This window comes from Streptomyces sp. NRRL F-5755 (genome assembly GCF_001279365.1).
GTDB lineage: Bacteria > Actinomycetota > Actinomycetes > Streptomycetales > Streptomycetaceae > Streptomyces > Streptomyces rimosus.
The window spans coordinates 1-13,876 of sequence record NZ_LGCW01000020.1; the positions used below are offsets into that span (position 1 = coordinate 1).

The following is a 13,876-nucleotide window of genomic DNA, read 5'->3' on the forward strand; positions in this document are numbered from 1 at the left end:
TGTGAGGTTCGGTGAACCTGTCACGGGGATGTTCGGATTCTGGTGTCACTGACGTGTAGGTGTATCGGTGCTGTTCAGGGCTGGTTGGTCAGGTTGATCGTGGTGACATCTCGCCGGATGTCGCGGTGACATGAAGTCGTATCGGCTGGTGTCGTGTTCGCCGTGTCTCCTTCGTTTTGTGATCTTGGCGCTTGGGGACTCGGAGTTGTCCGGGGACGTGCGGGGCGCGTCGGCTTGGCGGCGCGGTTCACGCTGACCGTCAACGCTCCTTAAACACAGGCAAGTTGCTTGTGTCAAGCGCTCGGATTCGGGTTGGTGCTCGTACACGTGTGTCTGCTATCTGTTGATGCGGAGCGCGCCCGTACCGCGGCGCATCCTCGTGCACCTCGTGCCGGAGTTCTTCCGGAGAGCCCAGACCACGACCCCACCCCGCAGCCCGCTTCCCCGTGGGTCCGGGCCGGGGCCGTTGCTGCACGCAAGGATGCTGCGGAGGGCGGTCCTGCCCGCCTTGCCGCCACTCTGGCGGACCGCGCCCTGGCATGACGGCACCCAGACCTTCCCGTGCGGAGCTGGAGGCCCACTTCCCGGCAGGCTGCCCGGCCGCCGGCGAACCGGCACGGCTCCGCCCCTCGACCCTGTGTCCCGGGGCTGCGCCGCAACCCCTTAGGGAAGGCTCCCTGTGGATCCCGACGGCACCAACATCAACGTCGCTCCGTTCCCCCTGCCCGCCACCGCCGAGTGGCAGCGCCGCTTCGTGGACGGCGTCCTCGCTACCGAGGGTGTCAACGTCCCCCGCGCGGCGCTCGAGCAGATTGCCCCGTTTGTCGACCAGCCCAAGTCGCTGCTGTACTCCCCGCGCGCTCAGGACAAGCCCGAGCGGCTGCGCGACGATGTACTGGTCCCGATCCGCACCGACGCTGGCACCGCCCTGGCCGTCAGCGTCCGCCTGATGGGCGTCGCCGGCACCACCTGGTGGCACAACGAGCGCATCAGCACCGCGTTCCGTTCGCCGGCCGACCCCGCCCGCGGCGACAAGCCCCTGCTGCCCGCCGTCCGCGCCTGGACCGCGGTGACCGCCGACGGCACCGAGCGCACCTTCAGTGCGCTGCGCAGCGAGTTCCGGACCCTGTCCGGCCTGATCGAGACGATCGAGCGCTCCGGCAACGAACTCCTCGGCCGCGACGGTCACCGCCCCTACGACCTGCTCGAGGACCTCGTGCTGAACGGCCAGATGGAGCCGTGCATGTACATTGCCCAGCAGCTGGTCCTGGACGAGGCCTCCGTCGACGACGACGGCGCGCAGCGCCCCGCCGCCTACTGGGCCTGGCCTGCCGTCCGCGGCAACAACCGCACCCGCGCCCGCCAGACCCTGCTCGGCCTGACCTCCGCCGAGGTTGTCGCCGGCGTGCCGATGGCCAAGCTCGGCAAGGACGGCGCTGACGTCGCCACCAATCCCTCGTTCTGGGTGCACCGCTACGCGCAGCACCTCAACACCGCCTACCGCGAGGCCCTCCAGGCCAACAACACGGACGCCACCGCCGTGCGCGCCGCCAAGGTGGCTGTCGTCCAGGCCCACCTCGTGATCGGCAGCCCCACCCCCGAGCGCCTGTACCGGATCGTCCAGAGCAGTAACCGCCGCGACCACGTCCACCCGCCGCTGGAGTTCCGTCCCAATGACCGCAGCCGCTCGCTGGGCCGCAGCATCCTCGGCTCCTACAGCGCCGCGGGCATCCTCCCCGAGATGGTCGCCGACGTCCTGGCCGGCACCCAGCCCATCGACCGCCTGCCCGAGGGGCCCGGCGACGCCTCCGTCTCCGTCCAGCGGGACTGGCGCTCTATGCGCCTGCTGGCGGAGTTCTTCCCCGCGGAGGACGACGCGCGCCGCCCGCTGATCCGGGCTGCCCTCAGCGAGCCCGCGCCCTCCACGCTCCTGCGCGCCCACGTCAACCGGCGGCTGCGCGCCTGGTCGGCGCTTACCTCCGAGAGCTACCCGGAGCCGTGGAACCCGCGCGTCGCCGACGCTCTCCCGGTCGCGCTGGCCAAGGACGGAGTCACCGAGGTGGAGGTGCCGCTGACGAGGCGGACCCTGCCGGACCTGCTCGCCTGCGCCGACACCGACCCGGAGGCGTTCGAGGAACTGCTGGCCTACCGCGCCCCGCACTGGCTGGCCGCGTTCGACCTCATCGACGCCGACCGCGGCTCGGTCGGCGCGCAGCGTGGAGACAGCGCGACCGACCAGACAGTCGACGGCGAGGAGTCGCTGCGGATCCGCCGCGGCGTCAACAACGCCATCGCGGCGATGCGCAACGACCCGGTCCGTGCCGTGGCCCTGCTGCGGGAGCTAGCCCTGGCCATGGACGAGGGTGACCGCGATCCGCTCCAGGTCGATGAGTCCGGCACCCGCCTCGAGCAGGTTGCTACCCGGGCCTGGTTCAACCGGTCCTTCCCCAAGACCGCCGCCACCGCCCCCCGCGTCAGCCCCGGGCAGCCCACCCCCGGCGCGGCCGCGGCGCCGCCGGAGAGCGACACCCAGGCGGTCAAGCGCCTGCGCCGGGAGCTCAATGAGATCCTCACCTCGCTGGAGGAAGGGGTGAAGCTGCTGCCGGGCATCGTCGCCCAGATGCGGGCACATGCGAGGGCAGCCCACATCGACCAGCCCCTGCCCGAGGCCCGCGCCCAGCAGGCGGCGCTGCAGGTGACCGCGCTGCTGCCGCATCTGCGGGAGCTCCCCGAGCTGCTCCTGGCCCTCGGTAACCGCGAGGCATGACCAGCGCGAGGCGGGGTCGGGACCTGCGCGGTCCTGACCCGCCCCGCGCCGACCCGCAGATCCTTGACTTGGCCTGACGGCCGCGCGGCCAACTCTTCGCGCCTCCCGGCCGCTTGTTTGAGAGAGGAACGCACAGCGAACGGGGTGATCCCTGTCTCCGTCTGGCGTTTTGGCCCTATCCCTTCTCGATGACCCACACGGCGGCGTCCTCGTCGAGCACTGCGTACCGGAGGTGCGGGCCGCCTGACCGGCAGCACGCCTTGACGGCGGCGGTGTCGCTACGGTGCAGAAGGGCCGGCTGGCTGCGATCCGACAGCTTGCCCCGGTGCTGCTGTGCCTCGCCAGCAAGATCTCCTTCCAGGGCGGCCGGCGTCGGCGGTGATCTAGCGGGCAGGGCCACCGGGAGGTCCCGGACTTCCGCTGCCGCAGGAGACCAGCGAGGTGTTACCCCTGACCCCGTAGTCCACCTGGACTTCCTCAAGGATGGGCTGCCCATCCGCAGACCGTTCCGCGACTCAGCCCGCTGGGCGAACTCGCTGAACTCTCTCAAGAGCTCAGCAAGAACTACCGCTAGCACCCTGCTTGGGCCTTTCAGTATCCGATGGTTCTTGGCGGGTGTCACAGGGCGTGGATGGCCAAGATTCCCGTGGCTGGCGGTCCCGAGAGGCGTTAGCACGTGCGTCCGTCGAACTGGTGGGAATGTTGTGCTGTCACCCACCCGGGTGAGTGGCTGGGCGGGATGCCCCTGCGCTCCTCGTAGCCTCGCATCAGACGCACGTCACACACATGCGTCTGGCTGAACTGGCCTGTATGCAAGCGTTGTTCGTTGTTGGAGCTGTACGTGATCGCTGTGCCGTTATCCGCCCGCCCGCCTTACGGCTGTGGTCGCCGGTGACGCCGCTGGACGGCGCCTCATAGGCTGCGGAGGAGGGCTTGGGGCGGCATCGGGACGAGTTGCGGCCTGCGGTGGTCCGGCAGCTGCTGTACTTGCGTGGGGCGGGGGAGTTGACGACCGCGCATGTGCGGCTGGTCGCCGATTCGCTGGATGTGAGCGTGCGGCAGGTGTGGCGCTGGCTGGCCCGCGCCGAGGAGACCGGCAGCACGGAGAAGCCCGAACGCAAGCGGTTCCGCATCACCGACGAGATCATCGAAGTCCTCGCCGACCACCAGGGCAACGTCAGACGCGCTCACGAGCACCTGGTGCGCGCCGCCAAGGCGGCGGGTCAGAAGCCGATCGGTCTGACCACGCTGCACGATGCCATCGCCCGTGACCTCGACCCCGGTTTCATGGCGGGCCTGAGGGAGGGTATTCCGGCCGCCCGCGGCTTCGACCCCGCCTTCCAGCGGCCGGCGGTGGCCCGGAACCAGGTGTGGGAAGGGGACCACAAGCAGGCTCCGCTCGTCGTGATGATGCCCGACAAGAAGCTGTCGAAGGTGTAGGTGACGTGGTTCGAGGACCGCGGTACCGGCTACGTGATGGGCTGGGCGGTCACTGCCGGCTCCGCGCACCGCGGCTCGGTCCTGGCGGCGGTGCGGGCGTCGGTCCTGCGGGAGGATCCTTATGGGCCGGCCGGGGGACTGCCACACCTGGTACGGGTCGACGGCGGCGCCGACTTCCTGTCCAAGACCGTCCGGCGGGCCTTCGGCCTGCTGGGGGTGCCGGTGCACCGAGTGCGCAGTGCCCGCCACAAAGGCGGTATCGAGCGGCTGAACCGCACCAGCATGACCCGCTTCTTCGCCGACCTGCCCCGCTACACCAAGGCGCCCCTGCTCGATCACCGCCGCCGCGTCGGCGACACCGATCCGCCGTTGACCTTCGAGGCGTTCGTGGAGCGCCTGGGGGAGTGGGTCACCGAGCACAACACCCAGCACGTGGTGAAGCGCACCGGGGTGACGCCGCTTGAGGCGTGGCTGGCCGACCCCACCGAGATCCGTCCCGAGCCCACCCCGGCCGAGCTGCGCGCGTTCATGCTGGAGAGCGACCACCGGCCGAGGAAGATCACCAGTCACGGGGTGGAGTTCGCGGGCCGCTGCTACATGCCGGAGAACGGTGTCGGCCGGATCGGGACCCAGGTGCGGGTGCGGTGGATGCCGCACCACAGCCACGAGATCGACCTGTACACCTACCGCGGCAACCGCTACATCGGCCGCGCCTTCCTCAGCGATGAGGCCAGCGAGGAACTGCGCGCCAAGGTCCTTGCCGGCCGCCGGGAGCACAGCGCTGACCTGCGCCGGGCCCTGCAGCGCTCCGGTGAGCGCAGACGCGACCGCTACCTGCCGGCTACCGAACCCCAACTGCCCGCCCAGGCCACCCGCATGACCAAAGAGGAGGCGCTCGCCGAGCTCGCGGGCACCAGCCAGCGAGCGCCTGCCGCGCCTCGGCGGCGCGCGGAGCCGTATCAGCCCTTGACCCCCGTCCCGGCCGGCTGGGTACGCCCCGGCCAGGCCAACGCCCCCGCCGATCCGTCTTCGGAGGACGCATGACCACCACCGCCACTACCGCCGCGCCGTCCCAGCCGCCCGAGTCGGGTGCGCCGCGCCGTCCGGATCTGCGCCCGCAGTTCTTCCTCGGCCTTGAGGACTCCTCGCTGGTCGCCACCGACACGCTGCTGCAGATCAAGGACACCGTCGTCGACACCGTGGAATCGCGGGCCATGTCGGTGGTCTACGGCGATGCGGGGCTCGGCAAGAGCTTCGGTACCCGGGCCACGATCCAGGAGATGAATCCGGATCTGATCCTCCCGCTGGATTTCGCCCGTTCCCGCCCGGGGCCGAAGGATCTGCGCGAGGAGCTGTTTCATCAGATGAACCTCAGCTGCAAGATGCCTGGTACGCCGACCGCGTTCGACAAGCTGCTGCGCGAGACCCTCCCCCGGCGCCCGTATGTGATCGTGTGTGACGAGGCCCAGCAGTACCGGCGGGAGAACTTCGAGTTCCTGCGCAAGCTGTGGGACAACTGCGACCCCAAGCCCGCCATCTTGTTCGTCGGCGGCCGGGAGGCGTACGAAACGCTGCAGAGCGACCCGGCGCTGGCCTCGCGGATCTACATCCGCCTGGAGATCCTGGCGATGACCGAGGACGAGGTCCTCAGGACCGTGCCCGACTCCCACCCGGTGTGGAAGGGCGCGCAGGAGGCGCTGCTGAAGCGCATCGACACCCAGTACGCGCTCGGCTCCTTCCGTGAGTGGGCGAAGGTCACCAAGCACGTGATCAAGGGCATGGAGCACTTCAAGGCCGACAAGGTCGACGACCGCGTCGTGGACTGGGCCCTGAAGCGGTGCTGACCACTTCGCTCCCGTCGTCGGCCGTCTGGGACGCGGCCGACGCAGCCAAGCCCTTCGCCGTCCTGGACGACGCCGCCCCACCCCTGCACTATCACCAGACCGCGGGGCTACGCACCCTGCTTACCCCGGGCATGCTCGCCGTCGGTGATGCGCTCGCCGACGCCTACGCCCAGGGCCGCTTTGTGTGCGTGCTGGGCGATGCCGGGGTCGGCAAGACCTTTGCCGTCCACACCGCCGCCCGCCGTCTCGGTGAGCTGTTGCTGTTGCCGCTGTATCTCCGGGCCCAGCCCACGCCGGCGGACCTGCGCGCCTGCCTCTATAAGGCACTGAAGCTCCGGGGCGAACCGCCCGCCGACCCGGGGGCCGCCGACGCCTGGATCCGGCGCGCCCTCGCCCTCAAGCCGCACATCGTCGTGGTGGAGGACGCTCACCGGCTGTCGGCGTCCAGCTTCGAGTACCTGCGTTTCCTGCACGACGACACTCCGGGCGGGCCGTGCGTGGTGCTCATCGCCGAGACGCACGGCGAGCGGCGGCTGCGTGCCCAGCGGATGCTCGCCACCCGCACCGCCGGCTGGCCCTACATCTGGCCGCTCACCCGCGACCAGGTCCCGAAGGCGGTTGCTGCCTTGCACCCTGTGTGGCAGAGCGTCGCGCCCGACGACCTCAAGGCGCTGGATGCCCGTATCGCCGACGGCGCTCTGCGCCGCTGGGCCGTGCTGACCGTTCACACTCAGCGGGCTCTGGCCGCCACCGGAGCGAGCAAGCCCGATGGGGGCATGCTCGAGGCCGTGGCCGACCGGGTCGACGGCGGGCGGCGCCCATGACCGCAGCCACGCTTTCTTCCGTCCCTGCCTCTACGCCACCGCCGGCCGCACCACCGTCGTCGGCGGCCCCGGGGGCGGGGCCGGTGAGGCTGCTGCTGGACGGCGACGACGATCAGGCAGTGCACCGGGCCGCCTACCAGTGGGCCGATCCCGCCCGCGGGCGGATCACCGTCGATCCCACCCCGCATACCACCAGCCCGGCCTACCTCGCGCTGGATGTGCTGCGCGCCATGGGCCGCGACACCTTCGCCCGCCCGGAGGCCGAGCGGATGTCCACCGACCCGGCCTGGCGGGCGGTGACCTGCTGGACCCTGGCCACCGACGTGCACGAGGCGATCGTGCTGCGCGCCCACCGTCTCACCACCGAGCGGCTGCGCCGCCTGGCCGCCTGGCGCGCGGACACCGGCATCCGCCTGACCCTCCTGGCCCACATCCCGGAGCAGGCCGATGAGCAGCGCCTGCGTGAACAGCTCACAGCCGCCGGGGTGACCGATGTGGTGACCGTACGCGGCACGGCCGCCGTCCTGGGCGCGATCGGCCCGGCCGCCACCGGCCGGCGCATCGGCCCGCCGCCGCGCGATCACGCCTACCCGCTGCCGACGGTGCCCCGTAGCGGGGTGGCCTCGTTCCGCGCGGACTGCTGGCGCCGTCAGAACCCCACCGACTTCGCCCACACCGACGCCCAGTACCGCGCCGGTTACGCCGCCGCCCGCACCTGGCTGGCCCGCACCCTGTCACTCCAGGCATCCGCCGTCGGCGGCATCGAACCCGCCGCCGACCCGGCCGCGCCCACCCCCTGGAATCTGCAAGAGACCGAGGCTGTGCGGCTGTTCCTGTCCAGCTTGGCCGTCTCAAGTCCCAGCCCGCAGCACACGGTGGCGCGCGTGCGCGGCGCGCAGGCCGGCTTCCTGTCCCGCTCGGTGCTGCTCAACGTGCCGGACGATCTCACCAGCCGCGCGGGGCCGGGCATCACCACCGTGCCGATCACCCCGCGCGTCGTGCACACGATCACCGTGCGCCTGCCCAACCCGCTGCGCGCCGCCGCCATCGCAGCCCTGCTGTTTACCGGCACCGACACGTCGCTGCTGTCGATGACCCAGATCGCGAGCGTCGGCGAGGCCGGTACCACCGTGGCCATCGACCGCGACTCGCGGATCCACATCGGCGAACCTCCCGGCCCCCGGCACATGTACGCCGTCCCGCCCCGCGCCCGCCTCCTGCTGCGCGTGGCCGTGGAATTCCGCCGCCGCACCCCGCGCACCGCCGCGGGCCACGGCTTGTTCGCGAACTGCTTCGGCACCACGCCACGCTTCGAGGCCCTCATCGCCGACGTCGGCCTCCCGATCCCAGCCCTGGCCCACCCCCATTCAGGGGATGACTGGCATACCGCCGCCCACTGCTGGCACCCTGCACACCACCACCCCGCCCGCCTCCGACGTCCTGCCGCGCCTTGGGGAGTTACGCCCGTGACCGACCAACTCCCGCTGCCCGGCGACACGTCCGCGGTCGCGTTCGACCTGAAGTTCTGGCGGACACGCGCCGCGGAGTGTCGACTCACCGACGAGGACCTGACCGCGCTGACCGGCATCCCCACCGCCGACTGGGACAGCCACCTCACCCCGCGCACCCTCCCCGCCGCGGCCCTGTTCATCCTCGCCCGCGCCCTGAACACCTCCGCGGAATCCCTCCTGCGCCAGCCCGCACCGAACCGCCGTCCCGCCCCGGAGGCGGCCGACCACGCCACAGTGCTGCACGCCGCCCTGCTCGAAGCCGACCGCATCCACCCCGACGACCTGGCCTCCGCCCTGGAATGGACCCCGCACCGTCTCAAGCGCGCCGCCACCGCCCTGGCCGCACACCTCGAGCAGCCCAGCAGCCCCCACCGGCTCGTCCACACCGACACCACCATCCACCTGACCTGCGCGCCCGACCTGCTTGACCCCAAGCAGCGGCAGAACCTGCATAACACCGGCCACACCGCAGCCTCCCTCGCCCCCGGCGAGGCCGCCGCCCTCACCCGTCTGCTGCACCACACCGCCCGCGGCCTCACCCCCGACCTGCCCGCCGAGCAGACCCCCCGCCTGGCCAACCGGCGCCTGCTTGCTCCCTCCGGGGAACAGCCCGCCCCCCACCCCGACGTGCTGTTCGCCCTCGGCATGGCCGCCCACCCCCTCATGGACGCCGCCGGCCCCGCCAGCCACCCAGCCCTGGGCCACCGCCCCGCCGCCGCGGCCGACGCAGATCCCGCCGGCGGCTCCGCGTCAGTGCCCGCCGCTGCCACGCCGCCACCACCCGGAGTGCGATGATGCCGCCTCCGCGTACGGCCGCCGTGTCCGAGACCACCACCGGAGCGTGGAAGCCCACATGGTCACCCGGCCACACCCGCCCCGGCCTGCCCCCGCTCACCGTGGTGCACGACCCAGACGACGACTACGCCTTCATGGCCGCCGCGCTGGCCGCCCACACCCCCGCGACCGGCCGCATCACCATCCACTCCACCCCGGTGGCGAGCGCTCCTGCCTCCCTGGCCCACGACCTGCTGCGCAGCCTGGGCAAACATCTCCCGCCGGCCGGCAGCGAGGAAAGCACCTACTGGAGTGGCAACACCGAGACCACCTGGCGCGCGGTCGCCGCCTGGATCTTGGCCTTGCGTATCGGTCACGTCATCGTCACCCGGGCCCATCGCATCAGCTCCCGGCACTTCGAGTACCTTTTCGCCCTGGCCGAGCTCACCAAAATACGGCTGACTCTGCTGTGCCATGGCCCCCTCCCGCCCGTCCTGGCCGCCGCGCTGGCCGTGCTCCCGCACGAAGCGCTGCACACCCTGGCCGCGGCCCGCCGCGCCGTGGCCGCTCCTGCACCGGCTCCACCACCGGCCGCCGACCGGTTCGCGTGGTGGGAGGCAAACGGGCAGTTCCCGCTCGACGAGGGCGAGCCGTGCTTCCTGCTGCCCACCCGCCGTACGCCCGGCCGCGGCGTGATCGAGGCAGCAGCCCGCCGCCTGGGCCGTACAGTGCTCCCGCTGCCAGCCGCCGGCCGCTTCCCGCCCGATCCCGACGAGCCGACCGTGCTCCTCGCGCACCGGCTCCATGCGCGCATCGCCCATCCCGTCCACGCCGCGGCGCTGGCGGTGCGGGTCTTCGCCGCCCAGACCGGCCCCACGGCCCGAACGGGCCGTGGCCGGGAGATGCGGACACCGTCCTGGGCAGTGGACTTGCTCGAGGCAGCCCGCCACTTCGGGCAGCTGGAGGGGCGCGCGGACACCACTTCCACGCCCCACCTCAGGTCCTTCGACCACGCGGCTGTGACCGAAGCAGCCCACGCCTGCGGCCTGCACGAGCACCAAGCGCCGGGCACGAAGCGGCACCCTGCCGCGCCCACCTCGCGTTCCAGGCGGCCAGCCGCCGCGCGCGGCAGCGCCGGCGGCAGACCATCGCCCGGCCGGGCAGCATGAGACGTGCATGAACCCAACCACCTGCTGACACAAGGGAGTAGACGATGGCCGAGCCAGAGACAGAGCTCTTCGACGCGATCCGCCGCGACCACCGCGCGGGCGACAGGCTGCCCAGCTCCCTGGCCGCCCGGCACGGCGTGCCCCGCCAGACGGTCATGGAGGCGATCTCGACCGTGCTGCCCCTGCCGCATTCCCTCCCGGCCGACGAGGAGCAACTGGGCGAGGCCCGTCAGCTTCTGGATGCGCTGCTGGCCGAAGACCAGGCCAAGGAGCCTGCCGAACGCCGCTCGGCCTTCGAGCTGTATGAGGAGCTGAGCCTTCGCACCAGCAGACTTCCGCTGTCCTACCGGTGGGTGTGGGAGTACATCACCCATCGCCGCCTCCAGCACGCTTCCGACACCTCACCGGAAACACACGAGCTGGCCTGGGCGGGCAATGTCCCCTCCGACATGCCGAGCTTCGTCACCTACCTGATCACCAGTGCGGTGCGCGACCTGGCCGAGCTGAAGATCGAAGGGACGCTGCCGGCCGCCGATGGTGTCGAGCTCGGCATGGTCTCCCTCGGCAATGCCAGGGCCCGGATCAACCAGGCCCTGCACGAGTTCGCGCTGGTCGGACTCAGGGCCGGCCTGTCCTACGCCCAGATGAGCGCCTTCAGCGGCATCCCCGAAGACGACCTGGCAAAGCAGGTCGAGGACTACCACCGCCTCATGACCACCTGAGCAGCAGCAGCCCCGCCCCGCTCGGTCGTCGGCCGTGACGGGCAGGGCTGTAGAGCGACGGGTATGGGGGCTCGCGGTGGCCGCACTCCGGCGGCGGCGGTGAAAGCGTTACGGTCCGGCCGGGCGGTCGAAGGCCGGCCCCGCCGGACCGTCGTAGGCGCGGATGACCAGATGGCGGCCGGGGTGGGCGTCTTCCACACGCCGGCAGTGGGCCACCACGGCTCCCAGCGCACCACCGCGGCCCGTGCCGAATCCCAGCAGCGCTCCGCTGTCGGCATCGTGGACCCGGTAGTGGATGTCCTCGTTCATGCTCTTGGCGTCTGCCAGCGGTTCGCCGTTCCACGTGTCGGTCACTGCCGGTTCCGTTCGTCGAGGCGGGTTGTTGTCGCCCGCGCTGCAGAGGTTGGCCGACGGGCTGCTGCCGGCCAGCGGCTGGTGGGGAAGATTCGGGCGCGTGTGTCGAGCTCGGCCGCGACCCGTACGCCGCGGGCCCGGTAGGGGGCAGGTCGGAGCGCAGCGAACGGACGGCCGTGAGGCTGTCGTAGCCTACGCGGATGGTGTTGAGCAACGATGAACGCGAGCTGTTGAAGCTGGTTGTGCAGGCTGGCAGGCCGGTGTGGATGTCCGAGTACTTCCCGGTGCTGAATCCGGCCGAGCCCGGCATGGATGAGATTCATCCCGGCCATGAGGCGTGGACCGAGCGGCAGATGGCGTGGCACGGGGTCTCGATCAGTCTGTGGAAGCGGGGCCTGGTCCGTGTCGTGGTGCCGGCCGACGGCAGCCGCGGCGACCTGGTCGAGCCCACCGGCGAAGGACGTGCCGCTTTGGCCGCTGCGGGCGCGTGAGCCGCACGGCGGCGTGCTGCAGCCCGGGAAGCGGCCGGGGGCGCCTACCGGATCGTGCTGACGACGAAGCTCTGTGATTCCTGGCTTCGCCGTCAGCCCGGCGCATCGGGCGGCGTTCCGTTACTGCGGCAGCGTGTGGCCGATGCGGTCCTTCCACAGGGTGCGGGCGTGGCCGAGGTGGAGCAGGGCGATGTACCACCACAGGTCTGCCTGGGTGCCGTCGCCCGTGCGGGTCAGGGTGGTGCGGTGCGCGGCGGCCTGGGCTTCCTGCAGCGCGCAGTTCACGCTCCACCATTCGGCCGCGGCGCCGTCTGTGGAGCGGATGCTGCCTCGGGTGGCCTCACCGGCGGCTTCCCACAGGGCCTGCAGGGTGTAGCGCAGGGACCGTTCCTCCAGCGTGGTCACGTCGGCGTGCGGGAGGGTGGGGTCGATGACGACGCGGCCCCAGGCGTTGACGTGCTCAGCGATCAGCGCGAGCGTGACGGGACGCGGCGGGACCGGGGAAGCGTGCACCGTCGTCCCGCCGGCGGCGGGCGCGTGCGGTGCGGGGTCGAGCAGGCCGGCTTGGACCAGCAGCCGGGCGGTGGCCGCACAGGTGTCCTCGCGGTGGTGGAAGGGGCAGTGTTCGGGCTGCATCGGCTCCTTCTTCTCGTGGGGGAGCGCGCCATGCTAGCCCCCGCCCGGGGCGCGGCCGACCCGAGCGACCCGGCTATCGGTCGAGGGCGGTGATCCCGGCTTCGAGGGCCTTTTGGGTGCCCAGTGCGATGCTGCCGGGTGCGCCGATGTGGGCCAGGGCGTCCCACTGCGCGGGGGTGACCATCGCGTGGACCTTGATGTCCTCCAGCGGGCCGACGGAGCCGTCGGGACGTGCGCCGAACTCGGTGGTGCGGCCGGTCCACATCTCGGTGAGCTGTTCGAGCATGCGCTGGTGCCATTCTTCGGGCAGGGGCCCGTGTTTCTCGGCAGCTGCCTGGGCGATCACGTGTGCGGCGGCGCCAGAGGGCAGGGCGCCCAGTTCGCGGACGATGAGTGCGAGGCGCTGGGCGAGGCTGTCGAGGGTGGCCGCGTACGCGTCGCTGCCGCTGTACAGCGCCTCGTGCACGTCCCGGTGCACGTCGTCGCTGATGCACTCGGCCGCGACGTCCTCGATGGGACGCTGCTGGATCTCGGCCGCGCGGCGCAGGCGCCTGGCGCTCTGGCCGGTCAGGCGGACGGTCACGGTCAGTTCGGCGTGCTCGCCCGCGGCGTCGTCGGCGGGGTGTGGTGCGGGGGTGTCCATGGGCGCTGACCGTAGTACCCGGCCGCCCGGGATCGCAGCGCGTTCCACCTGTGCAGAGGGCTCGGCGTGCTCGGCGGTCACCGTCCTTGCGCCGGGATCGGGCACGTCGGGTGGGGCGGGGGTGTCCGCCTGAGGGCTTGGGAGGAGGTGGTCGAGCCAGTCGCGGGCGGCCCAGGCGGCGCGGCGGATCACCTGCTCGTCGGCTCCGACGCGGGTGTGTACCCCGATGGTCCGGTTGATGCGGGCGTTGACGTCGCGGTGTGTGGTGCCGGTGGCCGCGACGAGTTGGCTCACCATCGCGGTCAGCCGCATGCGCGGGTCGGGCCCGGTGTCGATCTCATCGTCCCAGACCGCGTCCGGCTCCTGGTCGATCTCCGATTCGAACGCCGCGCACCGGCCACAGAAGTCGAAGATGCCGTCGACTTCGGCCTTGCCGCAGGCCAGGCACACGTAGCCGTCGCAGGTCGCGCACAGGCTGGAGGCGCTGTCGGCGTCGCGGCCCCAGGCACGTTTCTGGGAGACGCACTGGCCGGTGCACGGCCGCGGGACATAGCGCGCCACGGCCGGGGCCGGCTGCGCCTGTTCGCCCTGCTCTTCGCGTGCGGCCACCTCCGCTGTCCGGCGGGCGGACCACTCGGCGTTCGCCCGGGCGCGGGCCTCCTGGCAGGCAGCCCATTCCGCCGACGTGAGGTGGCTGGCGC

The 13,876-nt window shown here is 71.7% G+C and carries 12 protein-coding genes; 9 read left to right on the forward strand and 3 right to left on the reverse strand.

From position 1 onward, the window contains the following. The first annotated feature begins 679 nt into the window (after window positions 1–679). The 8 genes from ADK86_RS04030 (at window position 680) to ADK86_RS04065 (ending at window position 11,051) form a co-directional block, all read left to right on the forward strand. Window positions 680–2,767, forward strand: a complete 2,088-nt coding sequence (locus tag ADK86_RS04030; RefSeq protein ID WP_053695317.1) for a hypothetical protein — start codon at window positions 680–682, stop codon at window positions 2,765–2,767. A 933-nt stretch (window positions 2,768–3,700) separates the two neighbouring features. Continuing rightward, the gene (locus ADK86_RS44170; RefSeq protein WP_234345690.1) at window positions 3,701–4,207 is read left to right on the forward strand and encodes a hypothetical protein; all 507 of its coding nucleotides are present in this window, start codon (window positions 3,701–3,703) and stop codon (window positions 4,205–4,207) included. Beyond that, complete coding sequence (locus ADK86_RS04035) at window positions 4,208–5,251, forward strand: Mu transposase C-terminal domain-containing protein (RefSeq protein WP_234345691.1); 1,044 nt, start codon at window positions 4,208–4,210, stop codon at window positions 5,249–5,251. After that, the gene (locus ADK86_RS04040) at window positions 5,248–6,051 is read left to right on the forward strand and encodes an ATP-binding protein (protein ID WP_053695318.1); all 804 of its coding nucleotides are present in this window, start codon (window positions 5,248–5,250) and stop codon (window positions 6,049–6,051) included. Before ADK86_RS04035 ends, ADK86_RS04040 begins: the two co-directional genes overlap by 4 nt. Further along, on the forward strand, window positions 6,045–6,875 hold the full coding sequence (locus ADK86_RS04045; RefSeq protein WP_053695319.1) for an ATP-binding protein: 831 nt from the start codon (window positions 6,045–6,047) through the stop codon (window positions 6,873–6,875). Before ADK86_RS04040 ends, ADK86_RS04045 begins: the two co-directional genes overlap by 7 nt. An 83-nt stretch (window positions 6,876–6,958) precedes the next feature. Next, on the forward strand, window positions 6,959–9,181 hold the full coding sequence (locus tag ADK86_RS44175; RefSeq protein WP_234345692.1) for a hypothetical protein: 2,223 nt from the start codon (window positions 6,959–6,961) through the stop codon (window positions 9,179–9,181). Continuing rightward, on the forward strand, window positions 9,178–10,329 hold the full coding sequence (locus ADK86_RS04060; RefSeq protein ID WP_053695320.1) for a hypothetical protein: 1,152 nt from the start codon (window positions 9,178–9,180) through the stop codon (window positions 10,327–10,329). The genes ADK86_RS44175 and ADK86_RS04060 overlap by 4 nt, the downstream gene beginning before the upstream one ends. Window positions 10,330–10,373: 44 nt before the next feature. Beyond that, window positions 10,374–11,051, forward strand: a complete 678-nt coding sequence (locus ADK86_RS04065; RefSeq protein WP_053695321.1) for a hypothetical protein — start codon at window positions 10,374–10,376, stop codon at window positions 11,049–11,051. Window positions 11,052–11,159: 108 nt separating this feature from the next. Here ADK86_RS04065 and ADK86_RS04070 read toward each other — a convergent pair whose 3' ends face one another. Then, a complete protein-coding gene (locus ADK86_RS04070) occupies window positions 11,160–11,405 on the reverse strand; it encodes a hypothetical protein (protein WP_053695322.1) in 246 nt (81 codons plus the stop codon). 200 nt (window positions 11,406–11,605) lie between these two features. Between ADK86_RS04070 and ADK86_RS04075 the strand changes: the two genes are divergently transcribed. Then, window positions 11,606–11,896: a hypothetical protein gene (locus tag ADK86_RS04075; RefSeq protein WP_053695323.1), complete on the forward strand. Its 291-nt coding sequence runs from the start codon at window positions 11,606–11,608 to the stop codon at window positions 11,894–11,896. A gap of 120 nt (window positions 11,897–12,016) precedes the next feature. Here the strand turns inward: ADK86_RS04075 and ADK86_RS04080 are convergent, their stop codons facing one another. Next, window positions 12,017–12,532 (reverse strand): hypothetical protein, encoded by a 516-nt coding sequence (locus ADK86_RS04080; protein WP_053695324.1) that lies wholly within the window; start codon window positions 12,530–12,532, stop codon window positions 12,017–12,019. Between the two features lie 73 nt (window positions 12,533–12,605). Further along, window positions 12,606–13,784 (reverse strand): hypothetical protein, encoded by a 1,179-nt coding sequence (locus ADK86_RS04085; protein ID WP_159393771.1) that lies wholly within the window; start codon window positions 13,782–13,784, stop codon window positions 12,606–12,608. Window positions 13,785–13,876: the final 92 nt, after the last annotated feature.

Bases quoted from the DNA above. Each gene is read 5' to 3' on its own strand.
- ADK86_RS04040 (WP_053695318.1), top strand. From the start codon at position 5,248: ATGACCACCACCGCCACTACCGCCGCGCCGTCCCAGCCGCCCGAGTCG.
- ADK86_RS04060 (WP_053695320.1), top strand. From the start codon at position 9,178: ATGATGCCGCCTCCGCGTACGGCCGCCGTGTCCGAGACCACCACCGGA.
- ADK86_RS04065 (WP_053695321.1), top strand. From the start codon at position 10,374: ATGGCCGAGCCAGAGACAGAGCTCTTCGACGCGATCCGCCGCGACCAC.
- ADK86_RS04075 (WP_053695323.1), top strand. From the start codon at position 11,606: ATGGTGTTGAGCAACGATGAACGCGAGCTGTTGAAGCTGGTTGTGCAG.
- ADK86_RS04080 (WP_053695324.1), bottom strand. From the start codon at position 12,532: ATGCAGCCCGAACACTGCCCCTTCCACCACCGCGAGGACACCTGTGCG.